Here is a 16789-nt window from a genome sequence, read left to right on the forward strand (position 1 = left end):
CGTTCGACCGCAGCCACAGGATTGCGGAACCAGTCGGTCGACCAGATCCGGAAGATCGTCCAGCCAAGGTTTTCCAGCACGGCCTGTCGCACCTTGTCCCGGTCCCGCGCGGTGGCGGAGCCGTGATAAGTCGCCCCACCGCCACGTTCAGGCGCTTCTCACCGCCGTCTCCGTTCAGAGCGCCGAAGGCCAATCGTCGCCGGGCGGCCCCCGCCGTCGGGCACTGATCACCCACATTGCGCCAAGATAGAGCAGCCGCCTCAGGTATCGGTTACCCATCTTCGAGATGCGCCCGAGTTTTTCTTTGCCGCCGCTGGAATGCGGCTTCGGCGTGAGGCCAAGCCAGGCTGACAGGTCACGGGATGTACGGAAGCCGGTCACATCCGGCAGGGTTGCCGCCAGCGCCGTCGCGGTGATCGGGCCGATGCCGGGAATGGTCTGCAGCCTCTTCGCAGCCACGTTGGCCTCCGCTTCGCGGCGGATGTCCTTTGTGAGCGCATCAATCCGTTTGCGGGTCTCAAAGAACTGGTCAGCCAGCAAGCGCAGCGGTGCCCGGGCAGCCGCCGGAAGGTCGGCACGCTCGCCGGCCTCAAGCAACCGCCCGACATTGTGGACGCCCTTCGGAGCAACAATGCCGAACTCGCCCAGATGCGCACGGATCGCGTTGGTGACCTGCGTCAGCTGCCGCACCAGGAATTCCCGGGCCTTGTGGGTCATCAGGAGGGCCTGCGTCTCCTCGCTCTTTACCGGCACGAACCGCATCGACGGCCGGGTCACTGCTTCGCAGATTGCCTCCGCATCGGCTTGGTCAGTCTTTCCGCGTCGGACGTAGGGTTTGACATAGGATGGCGGCATAAGCCGAACGTCATGACCGAATTTTCCGAGTTCCCGAGCCCAGTGATGGACCCCGGCACAGGCTTCGATGCCGACCACGCAGGGCGCAAGCCGCTGGAAGAACTCCAGTATCTGGTTCCGCCGCAGCTGCCGCCTCAGAACGACCGAACCTTCGGCATCAACGCCGTGAATTTGGAAAACGGACTTGGCGAGGTCAACGCCGACCGTGGTAATCTCCGTCATGGATGGCTCCCCTTTGAGGTGACTTTTGACAGCACCCAATGTGGCACATTGCGATGCCGGGAGCGGGAGCCATCCACTCCATCAATGGCGCGACATGGCTCATTCCTGAACGGCTACACCGCCCTCGGCATACCCGTCACAGAGACCGTGGGATAAATCCGTCCGGGGAAAGGGGAGCCGCGCCCGTCATCCGATTTGTGCAACAGAGCCTTGTCTATCCCTCCAAGCTCGCCGCAAACCACATCGTCACGCCCGCTACAGATAAGTTCACCGGCCATTTTGACGGCTGTTTCGCCAGAGCGACAACGATGATGGAACCATCGTTCCCCGGATGCACACTGGCGGCCTTGAGACCCGCGGCATCATGGTGCTCGGCGAACCCGGTAGCGGCGAGACGGCCCTTTTGCCCCACCACCTCCAAAACCATCAAGGGTTGGCCCCCATCGTGGGAAACGACTGGCACCAATACCGACCTGCACAAGTTGCCGCTCAAGCAACCGGACCAGCTACAATGCCTCATTCGGACGACGAGGGGGCACTCACCCCCGGGTCGCGCCGACGGCGTTGAGGGCCATGTCGGTGTAGATCGTCTCGATCTCCGCGCGGGCGAGGCGGCCGCCCTCGCGGTACCAGTTGGTGACGCCGGTCAGCATCGCGATCAGCGCCATCGTGGCGAGGCGGGTGTCGGGGATGCTGAAACTGCCGTCGGACTGGCCCGCGGAAAGGATCGCCTCGAGCGCGTCCTCGTAGGCGTGGCGCAGCTTCTCGATCTCGGCGAAGCGGGCGGGTTCGAGGTTGCGCAGTTCCATGTAGGCGATGAACACCGCCTCGGCCCGGTCGAGGTGAAAACCGATGTGGAAGCGTACGAAGGCGCGCAGGCGGCCTTCGGGCGAGGTCTCGGCCGGGACCGCCTGCCATGCGGCGAGCAGTTCCTCGAGATGATCGCGCATCAGGTCATAGAGCAGGGTCTGCTTGTCGGGCGTGTAGAGGTAGAGCGCGCCGGCCTGCACCCCCACCTCGGCCGCGATCTGGCGCATCGAGACGGCGGCATAGCCATGCCGCGCGATCAGCCGCGCCGCCGCGGCACGGACGCGCGGGCCGGTGGTCTGGGAATGCGATCCTGTCTTGCGGGCCATGGCAGCAGCTTTATCTGAACACCCGTTCAGTTCAACCCGGCTGCGACTTGCCCGTCCCCCCGCTGTGGCGCTAAGGTCGCGGGACCCCATCGATCGGACCCTGTGGATGCCGCGCCTGACCCTGACCTTCACGCTTGCCGCCGCGCTTGGCCTCGCGCTCGCCTCCTGCACCAAGTTCCCCAAGGTCGACGCCGCCGTCGGCCCCGAGGCGGCCCACGCGCCCTACCCCCATCTCGCACCGCTGAGCGATGTCACGCCGGCGGCGGACGCCAAGCCGCCCGAGAACCCCGCGGAGTCGCTCTCCTCCCAGGGAGCGGCGCTCCGGGCGCAGGCGCAGAAGATCTACGACAGCCCCGCGAACTGAGGCGTTGCGGCCGCGCCGACCGGGGTTGCGAGGCACGCCGCGTTGCACCGACACGCGCGATGCGATAGCAGACGCAGGCAATCTTTTCCCTGACGGAGCTTTCCATGTCCGACCTCACGTCCAAAGGCCCCCTGCGTCTCGGCATCGCGGGCCTCGGCACCGTGGGCATCGGCGCGGTGAAGATCGTCCAGCGTCACGCCGACCTTCTTGCCCGCCGCGCCGGGCGACCCGTGGTCATCACCGCCGTCTCGGCCCGCAACCGCACCAAGGACCGCGGCGCCGACCTCTCGGCCTATGCCTGGGAGGACGATGCGGTCGCCCTTGCCCAACGTGACGATATCGACGTCTTCGTCGAAGTGATGGGCGGCTCCGACGGCCCCGCCAAGGCCGCGACCGAGGCCGCGATCGCCGCCGGCAAAGACGTGGTCACCGCCAACAAGGCGCTTCTGGCACTGCACGGCCAGGCCCTCGCCGAGGTGGCCGAGGCGAAGGGCGTCTCGCTGCGCTTCGAGGCCGCGGTGGCGGGCGGCATCCCGGTGATCAAGGCCCTGACCGAGGGGCTGGCCGCCAATGCGATCCGCCGGGTGATGGGGGTGATGAATGGCACCTGCAACTACATCCTGACGCGGATGGAGAACGCGGGCCTGCCCTATGACGAAGTGTTCGAGGAGGCCCGCCAGCTGGGTTATCTCGAGGCGGACCCGACGCTCGATGTCGGCGGCATCGACGCGGGGCACAAGCTAGCGCTGCTGTCGGCAATCGCCTTCGGCACCCGGGTGAGCTTCGACAAGGTGGAGCTCGAGGGGATCCAGCGGATCACAATCGAGGATATCCGCGCGGCCGCTGACATGGGCTACCGCATCAAGCTTCTGGGGGTTGCGCAGATGACCGGCCGCGGGCTGGAACAGCGCATGTCGCCCTGCCTCGTGCCGGCCGACAGCCCGCTGGGCCAGCTTCAGGGCGGGACCAACATGGTGGTGCTGGAAGGCGACAGCGTCGGCCAGATCGTGCTGCGCGGCGCGGGCGCGGGCGAAGGCCCCACGGCCAGCGCCGTCATGGGCGACGTCATCGACATCGCCCGCGGCTTTGCCGAGCCGGTCTTCGGCCAGCCCGCCGCAGGCCTTGCCGAGCCGGTCCCCGCACTGGTCACGGCGCCGGCGCCCTATTACCTGCGCATGGCGCTGCTGGACAAGCCGGGCGCGCTGGCCAAGGTAGCCGCAGCCCTTGGCGATGCCGGGATCTCGATTCACCGGATGCGGCAATACGACCATTCCGACACCTCGGCCCCGGTGCTGATCGTCACGCACCGCACCACCGGCTCCGACATCGCCCACGCGATCGAGCGGTTCGGCGCGACCGGCGTCGTGCAGGGCACGCCCGTGGCGATCCGCATCGAAGAGGTCTGACCCCGCGCGCCGCTCCCGCGGCGCGCCCTGCCTTCGCGAAGTCGCGGCCACACGTCCGGTGCGCCCCTCCTCGACCACGGGGCGCGGGAAGCGCCCGAGATGCTGTCCGTCCCTTGTCACAGCACGATCTATCGCCGTCGCCCGGAGAGACATCTTGCCGGGCGCCGGCATTCCTATATCATCCGTCAACCTCCTATTCACACAGCCCTGGATTCTTTTTAATAATGACCGCGTGTGCGGTGGCAAATCATATGCCAATATCTACTCTGGGGCGAATACAAGACGAATGCGATGCAGGACGAGACACTGGAACGACACTTCGCGCGCCTTGATGCCCTTTCGCCGGCAGGAAGCAGCTTCGGGTTCCACATCCGGTTCAGCCGCCCGCTTCTGACCCGTTCGCGCTATGACAAGGTGTGGATCCGAACCTACACCGCCAGAACCTACATAGTATGCGACCCGACGGTCATCTGGGCCGTCACGAACGAGGGCAGCATTCGCTGGTCCGAGGTCGACCTGCCGGACACCGTGGGCCTGTTCGCCGATGCGGAGCGTCACGGGCTGCGGTTCGGCGCGACTTTCTCGCGCGGGGAGGGGAATTCCCGGACGATCGGCAATTGCGCCCGCTCCGACCGGGAATTCACCGATGCCGAGATCCGGGAGCTCGAACAGGTCGTCGGCGCGATCCATGACCACCTCGGCGCGGAAACGAACCTCAAGACCACCCAGACGGAAGCGCTCCAGGCACTGGCCGACGGGCTGACCTATGACGAGGCCTGCGCGCGGCTGGGGATCTCGCGGACCGCGCTGCGCAACCGGCTGAAGGGCGCCCGTCACGCCCTTCTCGCCCATGACAATGCCGAGGCGGTGCGCCTTGCGGTCGTGACGGGCCAGATCGATAGCCCGACCTATGCCGATCTCGACCGGGGCATCCCGCGGGACTGAGCGGCCGACCGCCCTTTCCCGCCCCCCGATCCCGGCGGCCCCCTGCCCCTTGCGCATGCCGCGGGTGCTGTTAGCGTTACCGACGTTGCCCCCCGCCCGGCCACGGGCTAGCAAGGGGCCGACCCATTCAACCCGCAAGGATTTTCGCACATGGCCGACGACGCAATCTTCCACGACCGCATGCTCTCGCTGGGCCTCGCCCGGGTGTCCGAGGCAGCCGCGGTCGCCTCGGCCCGGCTGGTCGGCCGCGGCGACGAGAAGGCCGCCGACCAGGCCGCCGTGAACGCCATGCGCGAACAGCTCAACCAGCTCGACATCGCGGGTGTCGTGGTGATCGGCGAGGGCGAGCGTGACGAGGCCCCGATGCTGTTCATCGGGGAGGAGGTCGGCACCGGCCAGGGCCCCGCGGTGGACATCGCCCTCGACCCGCTGGAAGGCACGACGCTGACCGCCAAGGACATGCCCAACGCCCTCACCGTGATCGCCATGGGCCCGCGCGGCACCATGCTGCACGCCCCCGATGTCTACATGGACAAGCTGGCGGTCGGCCCCGGCTTCGCCCCCGGCGTCGTCAGCCTTGAGATGTCGCCCGCGGAACGCGTGCGCGCGCTGGCCGCGGCCAAGGGCTGCGCGCCCGAGGACATCACAGTGTGCATCCTCGAACGCCCCCGGCACGAGGAGATGATCGCCGAGGTGCGCACCACGGGCGCCGCGATCCGGCTGATCACCGACGGCGACGTGGCCGGTGTGATCCACTGCGCCGACAGCGCCGTGACGGGGATCGACATGTACATGGGCTCTGGCGGGGCGCCCGAGGGGGTGCTGGCGGCGGCCGCGCTGAAATGCATGGGCGGGCAGATCTTCGGCAAGCTGCTGTTTCGCAACGATGACGAGCGTCAGCGCGCGACCCGCGCCGGGATCACTGATTTCGACCGGATCTATTCGCGCGACGAACTGGTCACGGCCGACGTGATCTTTGCCGCCACCGGCGTCACCGACGGCTCGCTGGTGCGCGGGCTGAAGCGAGAACCCGGCTGGGTCACCACCGAGACGCTGCTGATGCGCTCCAAGACCGGGTCGCTGCGCCGGATGGTCTACCGCACGCCGATCGACAAGTGACACGGGCCGCCTGACGCGGCCGGTAGGGAAAACGGGACCGGGGGGAGATGAGCTTCCCCCGGTCCCATGCATTTCCTGCCAAGGCCCCCTCTCCGCCCCTCCACTGAGGTCTGACACGCCCGGCGCCGCATCCCCGGACAATCGGTCCATCGGCCAAGCTATTGCGATTCCGTGGTCGTTCAGCTCAGATCCCGGCTTGACCCCGGGCGCACGCTGGGCTTCAACCGGAACGCCCCTTGTCCCGCCGGAGCCCCAATGCGCCTGTCGATTTCTGCCCCCGCGCTCGGCGCCCTGTCGCTTGCAGTCCTGCCGCTGGTATCCCTCTCGCTGGCCGTCGGGGCCCGGCCCTGTGCCGCCGCGACGACGGACACGCCGCAGGTGACGACCCCGGCGCCCGCTTCGGCCCCGGCCAGCGCCCCAGCGGCCGCGGCGGCGGAAAGCCCTGCCCCCGTGGGTGTGACGACCTCGACCTATCACGACGCCCTCACCGGCCGCGATCTGGCGCTGACCGTCTGGTATCCGGCAAGCGGCCCGGGCACGCCGGTCACCCTCGGCGGCAACGCGGTGTTCGAGGGGATCTCGGGCGAGCGCGGGGCACCGATCCTGCCAGGGCGGCACCCGATGGTGCTTTTGTCGCACGGCGGCCTGCGCTCGGCCGACAATACCGGGGCATGGCTTGCCCGGCGGCTGGCCCGCGCGGGCTATGTCGTCGTTGCCGAGGATGGCCCGATGCTGGGCGCGAAGGATGCCCCGCTGGCCGTGAACGAGATCGCGAACCGGGCCTACGACCTGCGGGGGGCGCTGGATGCCGTGCTTGCCAACCCCGACTGGGAGGCCCGCATCGCGCCCGACCGCATCGCGGCCATCGGGGTTTTCCTTGGCGGTACCGCGGCGCTGTCGCTGGCTGGCGCGGCGTTCGACCCCGCGGCGTTTGCCCGCAGCTGCGACCCGACGCCGGCCACCACCCCTGCCGATATCGCCAAAGGCGCCGCGCAGCCGGGCAAGGCCGCACCCGCCAAGCCCGCCACCGCCAAGCAGGCCAGCGGCGCAGAACGCGACGGGCCCGGCCTCGATTGCGCATGGTTCCGGCAGGGCGGGCTGAACCTGCACGCCGCCGACCTGACCCCGCTCGCCAAGCTGACCCGGGACCACCGCATCGGATTCGCGATCGCCGTGGCGCCGGAATATGCCGCCAGCATGGACCCGGCCAGCCTGACCCGCGGCGCGGTACCGATGGCGATCGTCGACCTGGGTAAACCCGGGGAAACGCCCGAAGGGATGGAGGGCAAGGTGCTGGCTGACGCCGCCCCGTCGCTGACCTACCTGCGGCTGCCCACGGTCACCCGCTTCGACGCCTTCACCCAATGCACCGCCAAGGGGGCGGCGATCCTGAAGGATTCCGGAAGCGACGCGCCGATCTGCAACGACAGCGGCCCCGCCCGCGATGCCGCCCATGCCGTGCTGGCCGATGAACTGCGGTCGCTGCTCGACAGCGAGCTGCACTGAGGTCCGCGCCTAGGCTCGGCCTCGGCGCAAGCCGGGCGCACGCGGCCAGCGCGGTGATGCGCCGGCACCACCAGATCCCGCGCGACCAACCCTGGAGTTTCCGGCCCCCGGGCGCGGGTTGGAATGGCGAATCTCCCTCGCTTCTTCTAGTATGTCGAAATGGACATTGCCCCAGATATTGAGATTTCCGCCGCCAGCTCTGCCGCTGTCCCACCCGGCGATGCCTTCCTCGACGTCGCGGCGTCAGCCACCGGGCGGCGCTGGGTCGGCCCTCCGGTCGAGGTTGAGCGCCTTGCCGAGGCGATCGCCCAGGCGACCCGCCTTCCCCGCCCGCTCTGCGCGACGCTGGCCCGCCGCGGCGTTGCACCGGAGGAGGCAAGCGGCTTCCTCGCCCCTACGCTGCGCGAGCTTCTGCCCGATCCACTGACCCTGCGCGACATGGGTGCGGCGGCGGAGCGCTTTCTCCAGGCGGTGCGCGGGAACGAGAAGATTGCGGTCTTCGCCGATTACGACGTGGACGGCGGCGCCTCGGCCGCGCTGCTGATCTGCTGGCTGCGCGACATGGGGCGCGAGGCCACACTCTACATCCCGGACCGGATCGACGAGGGCTATGGCCCGAACGAACCCGCCATGGCGGAGCTTGCGGCGAAGCACGACCTGATCGTCTGCGTCGATTGCGGCACGCTGAGCCACGGGCCGATCGCCGCCGCCGCGGGCGCCGACGTGATCGTGCTTGATCACCACCTGGGCGGAGAGACACTGCCCCCCGCGCTGGCCGTGGTGAACCCGAACCGCCAGGACGAGAGCGGCGATCTGGGGCACCTCTGTGCCGCCGCGGTGGTCTTCCTGATGCTGGTCGAGGCGAACCGCCAGATGCGCGGCGACGGTGCCACGGGCCCCGACCTGATGGGCATGCTCGACCTCGTAGCGCTGGCCACGGTGGCCGATGTTGCCCCGCTGATCGGCGTCAACCGGGCGCTTGTCCGGCAGGGGTTGAAGATCATGGCGCAGCGCGGGCGCCCCGGACTGGTGGCCCTGGCCGACGTTGCCCGGCTGAACGAGGCGCCGGCGCCCTATCACCTTGGCTTCGTGCTCGGCCCGCGGGTCAACGCGGGCGGGAGGATCGGGCGCGCCGACCTTGGCGCGCGCCTGCTCTCCACCCCCGATCTGCAGGAAGCGCGCGCCCTGGCCGCCCGGCTGGACGAGCTGAACACCGAGCGGCGCGAGATCGAGGCCGCCGTGCGCGCCGCCGCGCTGGCGCAGGCCGAGGCGCGCGGCCTCGACGGGCCGCTGGTCTGGGCGGCGGGCGAAGGCTGGCACCCGGGCGTCGTCGGCATCGTCGCGGCCCGCCTGAAGGAAGCGACCAACCGCCCCGCCGTGGTGATCGGGCTTGAAAACGGCGAGGGGAAGGGCTCGGGCCGGTCGATTGCCGGCGTCGATCTGGGCGCGGCGATTCACCGGGTCGCCTCGGAAGGGCTGTTGATCAAGGGGGGCGGTCACAAGATGGCTGCCGGTCTTACGGTGGCCGCCGATATGCTCGACGCGGCGATGGCCCGGCTGGGCGAATTGCTCGACCGCCAGGGCGCTTCCGCGATGGGGGTGGCCGACCTGCGCCTCGACGGCATGCTGATGCCGGGGGCGGCCACCCCCGACCTGATCGACGAGATCGAGACGGCAGGCCCCTTCGGTGCAGGCGCCGCGGCCCCGCGCTTCGCCTTCGCGGCACAGGCGATTCACTTCGCCAAGCGCGTCGGCGAATCGCACCTGCGATTCTCTTTTTCCGACGGCACAGGGCCAAAGCTGGACGCGATCGCCTTTTCCGCCTTCGACGGCCCCTTGGGCCCGCTGATCGAAGGCCACGGCGGCGCGCGGCTGCACCTTGCCGGACGGCTGGAGATAAACAGCTGGGGCGGCCGCAGGAAGGTTCAGCTGCGTCTCGAGGATGCCGCACGGGCCTGATCCGCGGGGGAAATTGGGTGACGCAGGAATTTCGTCACGAACCTCGCTTTTCCCTCTTGCGAGTCATCCCCGTACCGCCTAAACACCGCCCCACGCCAAGCGCGGCCCGTTCGTCTATCGGTTAGGACGCCAGGTTTTCAACCTGGAAAGAGGGGTTCGACTCCCCTACGGGCTGCCATTTCTCCCGCATGATGTCGAAGACAAACGGCAGATCAAGGTCGGCCAGTAACCTGCTGTGCCCGGTCTTCCCGACCCTGCCCACACCCCGTGCCACGACCCGGGCGTCACGCTCCCCCAAGGACCGAGACATATCACCATGTCGCGTCGGACAGCGCGAGGCCGGAGGTGAATTCAGGTCACGCCGCCCTGCCACCCAAGCCCTGAAGCCCCCGCCTAGGAGGCGCGGCGGAGGTCTTCCGCCCGGGCGGAGGTGCGGAACCTTGCCGCCTGCTCCGCCAGCGTTGCCGCCTGTTGGCGGAGTGCCGAGATGGCGGCCGAGGTTTCCTCGAACATCGCGGCGTTCTGCTGCGTCAGGCGGTCGAGCTGGTCCACCGCCCCGTTGATTTCGGTCAGGCCGAGCGATTGTTTCTGCGCCGCCACCGCGATCTCGCGGACCAGGCCGTCGACATCGCTGACGAGGCGGTCGATCTCGCCCAGCATGTCGCCCGTCCTGGCGACCAGGCTGACGCCCTGCTGCACCTGTCGGTCCGAGGTCGCGATCAGTTCCGAGATCTCGCCCGCCGCATCGGCCGACCGCTGCGCCAGCGCCCGCACCTCCGAGGCGACCACGGCGAAACCCCGGCCCGTCTCGCCGGCGCGGGCGGCCTCGACCCCGGCGTTGAGCGCGAGCAGGTTGGTCTGGAAGGCGATATCCTCGATCACATCGGTAATGCGCGAGATCTTCTTGGATCCCTCCGCGATGTCGTTCATCGCCCCGATCGTCTGGGCAACCACCTCGCGCCCCTCGCCCGACCGGCTGCGCGCCGTCCCCACGACCGTGGCCGCATTCGCAGCCCCCCGGGAGGAACCGCCGACGGTTTCCGTAAGTTCGGCGATCGCCGCCGCCGTCTCCTCGAGAGAGGCGGCCTGCCGTTCCGCGCGGGTTCCCAGGTCGGTGGCCGCGCGCGTCAGGCTTTCGGTTTCGCTCAGCGTCATGTCGACATTGCCCTGGATCGCGCCGACAAGCGCGGTCATGCCCTCCAGCGCCGCGTTGAAATTGGTCCGCAACGCCTCCATCTCGCCGGGCATCGGCGTGGTGATCCGGCTGGTCAGGTCGCCTTCGCGCAGCGCCTCGACCGCGTGCAGGAAGTCGAGGACCGCCCGCTTGCGCGCGGTGACGTCCATGGCGAACTTCACCACCTTCACCGGCTGCCCGTCTTCGCCCAGGATCGGGTTGTAGGTCGCCTGGATCCAGACCTCGCGCCCGCCCCGGGCCATGCGGCGGAACTCCCCCTCGCGGAACCTGCCGCTGCGCAGGTCCGACCAGAGCGCGGCGTAGTCGGGGCCGTCACGATCCTCCGGGCAGACGAATTCGGAATGGTGGCGGCCGATCACGCTGGTGCGGTCACAGCCCATGGTGGTGCAGAAATTGTCGTTCGCGCGCAGGACCCGACCGTCGAGCGCGAACTCGATCACCGCCTGCGACCGGCCGAGCGCCTCGATCTGCGCCGCCGCGTCGCGGGCCGTGGCGCGCGAGGCGGTGATATCGATGGCCAGCTTGGCGATGGAGACCAGATTGCCGTTCGTGTCGAAGATCGGGTTATAGGTCGCCTGCAGCCAGATCTCCTGCCCGGTCTTGCCGATGCGGCGGAACTCCCCCTCGTGGAACTCCCCCCGCCTGAGCCCGTCCCAGAACGCCCGGTAGGCGGCCCCCTCGGCCGTGCCCGGCGGCATGAAGATGCGGTGATGCTGCCCCCGAATCTCGTCGATCGTGTAGCCCGTCACCTTCAGGAACAGCGGGTTCGCATCGAGGACGATGCCCTCGGGGCTGAAATCGATCACGGCGTTCGAACGGCGCACCGCGTCCACCATCGCACGGCTGCGCGCCGCCTCCTCGGTCCCGCGGGTGACATCGGTTGCGACGGCCAGGATCTGCGAAAGGCTGCCGTCGGCGGCCCGGACCGGCACCTGCGTGAGGTCAAGCCAGAGGCGCGCGCCCGACCGGCCCTGATGCGGCAGCGTCTCCCGGGCGGTTTCCCCCCGTGCGAGGGCCTGCCATGCGGCCCCCGTGCCGAAGGCGCCGCGCGCTTCGGGCGCGATCAACGCCTGCAGTTGCGTCCCGTCGAGCATGCCGGGCCCATGGCCAAGCATCCCCGCATAGCTGGGGCTGGTCGAAAGGATCGTGCCATCCGGCCGAAAGACCACGACGGCAAGCTCCTCCTCGATTGCCCGCAGGCGCGCGGCTTCGGGGGCGGGGGCGGTCGCGGCACGGGATCTGAACAGCATGATTCGCCTGACGTCGGGAACAGGGGTGTTCTGGATGCACCAGCCGGGGTTTAGAAATCGTTCATCGCTTGACGCCGCGGCCCGGCACGAACCGCCGTGTCCAGCCCGTCGCGAGAGGGAAGCGCAGCCCGAAGACCCAGCGCCATCCCCGCGACCGACCGAGGCGGACCTACCTGACCGCCGCCCCCTTTCCCCAACCGCTCACCGGCTTTCCGGCGGGATGTAAGCCGTCCAGTTCTCCGCAAGTTCGGGCATGTCGGCAAAGCGCTTGCGGGCGTCGGCGGCCCGCCCGACCAGCTCCGCCGCCGTCATGTCACGGCCCGCGCAATAGGCGTCGAGCCCCGCGATGCTCTCGGTGATCACGCCGAAACCGCGCAGCATGACCGCCGAGGCCAGCCCCGCCGCCGACGCCCCGGCCAGCAGGGCGCGCGCCACGTCCTCTCCACCGGTGATGCCGTTGATGCCGATCAGCGTTCGTTCGGGTCCCAGTGCCGCGCGGCACAGCGCCAGCCAGTGACAGGTCAGCGGCAGGTTCCAGAACCCGCCATAGCCGCCAGAGGTGCCCAGCATCGGCGCCTGTGTCTCAAGGTCGGGCAGCATGCCCAGCAGACGGCCGGCGACGATGACGCTTTCGGCCCCCGCTCCGGCCGCCGCGCGGGCAAGGTCGGGGACGTCGTTCGACTGCCCTGTCAGCTTGACCCAGACCGGGATCGAGACCGCCTCACAGATCCGCCGGGTCAGCTGCGCGACCCGCTCGGCGCCGGTTTCCGTCGCCACCGCCCCGGCGGCCGCCTCGCGCGCATAGGGGGTGCCGATGTTGAATTCCAGCACCCGCAGCCCCGCCGCCTCGACCGCGCGCGCCATCTCCACCGCGCGGTCGATGTCGGCGAGGATCAGGCTCGGCACCAGAAGGCACTCCGCCGCCCGGGCGGTCGCATCATGGGCCACCGCCCGGTCGAGCCATGCCTCGAACTCCAGCGGATGCAGGCCCGAGCGCGACAGGATCATCGTCGCCGGATCAGCCTCCGGCCCCCAGGCCACCGGCCTCCAGCGGCTGTCGAGCGCCACGTATTCCGCGGCGCGAAGCTGGGCCCTGGCGGCGGCGCTCTCGTTGGTCGACTTCACGACGACCGCGCCAGCGCCCGCGGCGATCGCCGCCTCGATCCCGCCATCGCGGATCATGTGCTCGGCCGGGGCGGCGATGACGGGGTTCTTCAGCGCAAGGCGGCCGAGACGACTTGTCAGTCGCGACATCCGCAGCCTCCCGCGGGGCGGGAACGGCGCCGGGACAGGGGGCAGGACAGGGGGCAGGACAGGGCCGACATCGCTAGGCCGCCCCGTCCACGCCGCCGCGAAAGCTGCCCAGGGCCGCCACCGCCGCGCTGCGCAGAAAGCCCTGGTCGGCCGACAGGATCAAAGCGGACGCGCCCTGCCCCGCCATGTCGGCCGCATCCTCGGGCGAACCGGGCAGGATCGCGATCGGTTTCCGCCCCTTCGCCGCGGCCAGCACGCGGGACGCGGCGTCGCGCACCGCCTCGGGGCCCTGCCCCAACCCGCCGTAGGCGGCACCAAGATCGCCACGGCCGATGAAGATCCCGTCCAGGCCCTCGACGGCAAGGATCTCGTCGATGTTCTCCACCGCCTCGGGGTCCTCGATCATCGCGATCACCGTGACCCGCGCGTCCTGCCGGGCGATGTGCGCGGCCATGCCTTCCGCGCCGAAGGCGCCTGCCCGCGTCGTGGGGGCAAAGCCGCGCCGGCCCGGGCGGTAGCGGCAGGCCTCGACCACCGCGCGCGCCTTTTCGGCACTGTCGACATGGGGCACCAAAACCCCGTCCGCGCCGCAGTCGAGCACCGACAGAAGCGCCGCCGGATCCGCGCTCTGCACCCGCACGACCGAGGCGATGCCCCAGGCGCGACAGGCCAGCACGATCGCGTCGGTGGTTTCGCGGTTGAAGGGGGAATGTTCCTCATCCACCACGACGAAGTCGAACCCGACCGCACCAAGGATCTCGGCCGGCATCGTCGCCGGGATCTTCAGGAACGATCCATAGAGCCGCTCTCCCTCGAGAAAGCGCTTGCGAAAGCCAGTGGCTGTCATCTTCATCTCCAGATTTTGCAGGCCCGGTGACGCCCCGCCGGCGGCCCCTGCCGCCCGCGGGGCGCGGGGGTCAGGCCGCGTCCAGCCCCAGAACGTCGGCGGCGTTGGTGGCGACCATCTTGTGGATGTCCTCGTCGCCGTATCCCAGCGACAGGCACAGCGCGACGCCGCGGCGCATGCCGTCGAGGGGCGCGAAGGTTCCGACCTGGCCCAGATCGGAACAGAGGATCGTGTTGTCGACCCCCGCCGCCTCGATATGCGCCTTCAGGTCCTCGTCGGTGCGGGTCTTGAACTTCGACCCCTCGAGGAAGAAGCCCAGAGAATGTTCCACCTGCGCGCCCATCCCGGCGATGCCCTTCACGTCGTCGATCGAGGCGCCGACGATGTCCTCGGGGTGGGTGAACATCAGCCGGGTCACGCCCCGCGCCCTGGCCTCCTCGAACACCTTCCAGGTTTCGCTCACGTGGATATGGCCGCTGGCCAGCGCCATGTCGGTTCGGGCCACGATGTCGAGCACTTCCTTGACATCGTCGCGAACCTGCTTGTTGGCGTCGAGCACCGGAACCGGCGTCGCGTGCCGCATCTTCTGGGTCGAGGCCGGATGCGACCAGTTCGCGCTCTTTTCCCAGGCAAGGTGGTTCTCGGCCGCCAGTGTCGGCATGAAGACGATCTTCGCCCCCATCGCCGCGGCATGTTCCACCGCGTAGGGGTTCATCCCGCCCACCACGTTGTTGAGCACGAGCGAGGTGTAGACCCGGGTCTTCAGCTCGGGGAAATTGTCGTTGATCAGGATCGCGGTCGCAGTGCCCGCATAGTCGTGATCCTTGGTCACCACCGCGCGAAAGCCCGCCTCCGACGCCTGACGGGCGAGCGCGAGATGGTCGAGGGCGCGCGGCGCGATCGAGGGGCCGGTGTGCACATGGGTGTCGACCGCGCCCTGAAGGATCCTGTCGATCCGGGCCGCGGTCTCTGGGTCGGTGGTGAAGGGGGTGTCCAGCATAGCCTCTCTCCTCTCGAGTCTGGGACCGGCGCGCCCTTGTGGGGCACGCCGCGGAAACGGCCGGGTCCGGTCGGGCGCCGGGTCCGGCCCGTCGTGTTCTAGGCGCGGCTCCAGGCGCCGGCGCCGACCTCGGCGAGCGCGGCCAGCGGGTCCGCGATCTCGATCCGCCGCGCGGCGTCGGCCGCGGCAACGATCCGGGCCTGCCACGCCGCGATGCAGGCGGCGCGCTCCTCTGCGCCGATGCGGGGAGCGGCATAGGCGACGAAGGGGTCGTCAACCTCGTAGCCCATGTATTCCAGCGCCAGCCGCCGGACCGGGTAGAGCACGCTCTCGATCGGCCCGTAGACGTCACCGTCAGAGAACCGCCCGGGCGTTCCCCCGGTGGTGACCGACATCAGCGCCCGGCGTCCCCGGAACAGCCCGGTGTCGAAGCGGCGCCCATCGACATAGGCGAAGCCATAGGCCATCACCCGCTCGAACCAGCCCTTGAGCAGCGCCGGCGGCGCCCCCCACCACAGCGGGAATTGCAGGACCAGCAGGTCCGCCGCCCGAACCCGCGCCTGTTCGCGCGCGATCTCGGGGGCGAAACCGCCCGTCTCGGCGGCATGGCCCTGCTCCGCCTGGTAGTGGAACCTCAGCGGATCGGCGGCGGCGGCAAAATCGCCGCGCCCCGCCGCCGCGCCGAACCCCTCGGCGTAGAGGTCTGACACCTCCGCCTCGTGGCCCGCGGCCTCCAGCGCCTCGACCGCGGCACGGGTCAGCGCACCGTTGAACGAGGTCCGCTCGGGATGCGCCAGGACGATCAGCACGCGCATCGGCTCATTCCCCGGGCATCGGATAATCGTCGGCGTTCAGCACCCAGCCGGGCTTTTGCGAGAAGTCCACCCGCGGCGGGCAGAAGATGTCGACCAGCTGGTTGACGCCCGCATCGATGCCGCGCGAAGTGTGAATCGCCGGCGGCGGGATCACGAGGACCGAGGGCGAGGCGCATTCCTCGTGCCGGTCCTCGCGCCACATCCGCATGTCGGGCGTCCAGGTCCAGCGCAGGTGATGGATGAACGTTCCTTCCAGCGCCAGCGAGCATTGTTCGAAATCGTCGTGGTGGTGGGGCGAAAGCTTGGTGATGTCGCGCGGCCCCACCTGCGGGTCGAGGAAGTTCACCATGAGCGTCTCGCCGCGCCAGATCCGGCCGAAGCGGCCCGGCTCGGGCGGCACGTCGAGCGAGTAGACCCGGACCTTGCGCCCGTCCTTCGGCTGCGGCCAGGGCACGACCGGGGCGACGTTGGGGTGATCTTCGGCATAGGCCTCGGCGTTGCCGCAGGCCGTGCAGAGGTCTTCGGCCGCGGTGGTGAAGATCCGCACCACCTCGCCCGCGCCGCGGATCGTCACCTTGCTGGCGCCCGGCGGGATGAAGGCGATCGAGAAGGCCGGCACCTCCGTCGTGGTACCGTTCCAGTCGACCGATGCCGCGGCATCGTGGCCGGGCAGCAGCAGCACGTATTCATCGGGCTGGTCCGCGCGCTCGAAGCGGGCGCCGTCCCGTGCCTTGGCATAGGCCACCACGGCGTTCTGGGAACGGATGAGCCAGCTCTCGGCGCCGTCTCCGGCAGATTGCGGCGCCTCCTGATAGAAACGGCCGACGTCGGGTGCGGCATAGGCGGTGAATGTGGGGCCTGCGCCGGCAGCGGGTGCCAGGCTGGCGCGGGGGTCGGTGGGGTCGTACATGGGTGT

13 protein-coding genes, 1 tRNA gene and 2 pseudogenes are annotated in these 16789 nt (G+C 69.5%); 7 read left to right on the forward strand and 9 right to left on the reverse strand.

Annotated elements, in window-relative coordinates; genetic code table 11:
- From CVV76_RS25710 to CVV76_RS21765, 3 genes and pseudogenes are all read right to left on the reverse strand, one after another.
- Positions 1-125, reverse strand: a pseudogene (locus CVV76_RS25710) (hypothetical protein); the annotation flags it as partial.
- A gap of 58 nt (positions 126-183) precedes the next feature.
- Positions 184-1077: pseudogene (locus CVV76_RS21760) on the reverse strand (IS110 family RNA-guided transposase); the annotation flags it as partial.
- 539 nt (positions 1078-1616) lie between these two features.
- The gene (locus CVV76_RS21765; RefSeq protein ID WP_102226794.1) at positions 1617-2213 is read right to left on the reverse strand and encodes a TetR/AcrR family transcriptional regulator; all 597 of its coding nucleotides are present in this window, start codon (positions 2211-2213) and stop codon (positions 1617-1619) included.
- Between the two features lie 106 nt (positions 2214-2319).
- Here CVV76_RS21765 and CVV76_RS21770 point away from each other — a divergent pair, with 106 nt between their 5' ends.
- The 7 genes from CVV76_RS21770 (at position 2320) to CVV76_RS21800 (ending at position 9690) form a co-directional block, all read left to right on the forward strand.
- On the forward strand, positions 2320-2577 hold the full coding sequence (locus tag CVV76_RS21770; protein WP_102226795.1) for a hypothetical protein: 258 nt from the start codon (positions 2320-2322) through the stop codon (positions 2575-2577).
- A gap of 104 nt (positions 2578-2681) precedes the next feature.
- Positions 2682-3983, forward strand: coding sequence for a homoserine dehydrogenase (locus CVV76_RS21775; RefSeq protein WP_102226796.1), 1302 nt, complete (start codon positions 2682-2684; stop codon positions 3981-3983).
- A 291-nt stretch (positions 3984-4274) separates the two neighbouring features.
- Complete coding sequence (locus CVV76_RS21780) at positions 4275-4928, forward strand: helix-turn-helix transcriptional regulator (RefSeq protein WP_102226797.1); 654 nt, start codon at positions 4275-4277, stop codon at positions 4926-4928.
- A 150-nt stretch (positions 4929-5078) separates the two neighbouring features.
- Positions 5079-6047: a class II fructose-bisphosphatase gene (gene glpX / locus CVV76_RS21785; RefSeq protein WP_102226798.1), complete on the forward strand. Its 969-nt coding sequence runs from the start codon at positions 5079-5081 to the stop codon at positions 6045-6047.
- A gap of 255 nt (positions 6048-6302) precedes the next feature.
- Positions 6303-7553 carry an alpha/beta hydrolase family protein gene (locus CVV76_RS21790; RefSeq protein ID WP_102226799.1) on the forward strand — a complete coding sequence of 417 codons (1251 nt, stop codon included), beginning with the start codon at positions 6303-6305 and terminating at the stop codon, positions 7551-7553.
- A 159-nt stretch (positions 7554-7712) separates the two neighbouring features.
- Positions 7713-9512 (forward strand): single-stranded-DNA-specific exonuclease RecJ, encoded by a 1800-nt coding sequence (recJ, locus tag CVV76_RS21795; protein WP_102226800.1) that lies wholly within the window; start codon positions 7713-7715, stop codon positions 9510-9512.
- Positions 9513-9615: 103 nt separating this feature from the next.
- Positions 9616-9690 (forward strand) — tRNA-Glu (locus tag CVV76_RS21800).
- 215 nt (positions 9691-9905) lie between these two features.
- Here the strand turns inward: CVV76_RS21800 and CVV76_RS21805 are convergent.
- The 6 genes from CVV76_RS21805 to CVV76_RS21830 form a co-directional block, all read right to left on the reverse strand.
- On the reverse strand, positions 9906-11957 hold the full coding sequence (locus tag CVV76_RS21805; RefSeq protein ID WP_102226801.1) for a methyl-accepting chemotaxis protein: 2052 nt from the start codon (positions 11955-11957) through the stop codon (positions 9906-9908).
- A 201-nt stretch (positions 11958-12158) separates the two neighbouring features.
- Positions 12159-13211, reverse strand: a complete 1053-nt coding sequence (locus CVV76_RS21810; protein WP_102226802.1) for a beta/alpha barrel domain-containing protein — start codon at positions 13209-13211, stop codon at positions 12159-12161.
- Positions 13212-13284: 73 nt separating this feature from the next.
- The gene (locus CVV76_RS21815) at positions 13285-14058 is read right to left on the reverse strand and encodes an HpcH/HpaI aldolase family protein (protein WP_233193097.1); all 774 of its coding nucleotides are present in this window, start codon (positions 14056-14058) and stop codon (positions 13285-13287) included.
- A gap of 70 nt (positions 14059-14128) precedes the next feature.
- On the reverse strand, positions 14129-15058 hold the full coding sequence (locus CVV76_RS21820; RefSeq protein WP_102226804.1) for a DUF6282 family protein: 930 nt from the start codon (positions 15056-15058) through the stop codon (positions 14129-14131).
- A 98-nt stretch (positions 15059-15156) separates the two neighbouring features.
- On the reverse strand, positions 15157-15873 hold the full coding sequence (locus tag CVV76_RS21825; RefSeq protein WP_102226805.1) for an NAD(P)H-dependent oxidoreductase: 717 nt from the start codon (positions 15871-15873) through the stop codon (positions 15157-15159).
- 4 nt (positions 15874-15877) lie between these two features.
- Positions 15878-16783, reverse strand: a complete 906-nt coding sequence (locus tag CVV76_RS21830) for a cupin domain-containing protein (RefSeq protein ID WP_102226806.1) — start codon at positions 16781-16783, stop codon at positions 15878-15880.
- Positions 16784-16789 lie beyond the last annotated feature (6 nt).

The organism is Acidimangrovimonas sediminis, assembly GCF_002871005.1.
Taxonomy (GTDB): Bacteria; Pseudomonadota; Alphaproteobacteria; order Rhodobacterales; family Rhodobacteraceae; genus Acidimangrovimonas; species Acidimangrovimonas sediminis.

What these genes read in the sequence shown, in the direction of transcription:
- CVV76_RS21765 (WP_102226794.1), bottom strand. Translation starts at nt 2,213, where the DNA reads ATGGCCCGCAAGACAGGATCGCATTCCCAGACCACCGGCCCGCGCGTC.
- CVV76_RS21770 (WP_102226795.1), top strand. Translation starts at nt 2,320, where the DNA reads ATGCCGCGCCTGACCCTGACCTTCACGCTTGCCGCCGCGCTTGGCCTC.
- CVV76_RS21775 (WP_102226796.1), top strand. Translation starts at nt 2,682, where the DNA reads ATGTCCGACCTCACGTCCAAAGGCCCCCTGCGTCTCGGCATCGCGGGC.
- CVV76_RS21780 (WP_102226797.1), top strand. Translation starts at nt 4,275, where the DNA reads ATGCAGGACGAGACACTGGAACGACACTTCGCGCGCCTTGATGCCCTT.
- glpX (WP_102226798.1), top strand. Translation starts at nt 5,079, where the DNA reads ATGGCCGACGACGCAATCTTCCACGACCGCATGCTCTCGCTGGGCCTC.
- CVV76_RS21790 (WP_102226799.1), top strand. Translation starts at nt 6,303, where the DNA reads ATGCGCCTGTCGATTTCTGCCCCCGCGCTCGGCGCCCTGTCGCTTGCA.
- recJ (WP_102226800.1), top strand. Translation starts at nt 7,713, where the DNA reads ATGGACATTGCCCCAGATATTGAGATTTCCGCCGCCAGCTCTGCCGCT.
- CVV76_RS21805 (WP_102226801.1), bottom strand. Translation starts at nt 11,957, where the DNA reads ATGCTGTTCAGATCCCGTGCCGCGACCGCCCCCGCCCCCGAAGCCGCG.
- CVV76_RS21810 (WP_102226802.1), bottom strand. Translation starts at nt 13,211, where the DNA reads ATGTCGCGACTGACAAGTCGTCTCGGCCGCCTTGCGCTGAAGAACCCC.
- CVV76_RS21815 (WP_233193097.1), bottom strand. Translation starts at nt 14,058, where the DNA reads ATGACAGCCACTGGCTTTCGCAAGCGCTTTCTCGAGGGAGAGCGGCTC.
- CVV76_RS21820 (WP_102226804.1), bottom strand. Translation starts at nt 15,058, where the DNA reads ATGCTGGACACCCCCTTCACCACCGACCCAGAGACCGCGGCCCGGATC.
- CVV76_RS21825 (WP_102226805.1), bottom strand. Translation starts at nt 15,873, where the DNA reads ATGCGCGTGCTGATCGTCCTGGCGCATCCCGAGCGGACCTCGTTCAAC.
- CVV76_RS21830 (WP_102226806.1), bottom strand. Translation starts at nt 16,783, where the DNA reads ATGTACGACCCCACCGACCCCCGCGCCAGCCTGGCACCCGCTGCCGGC.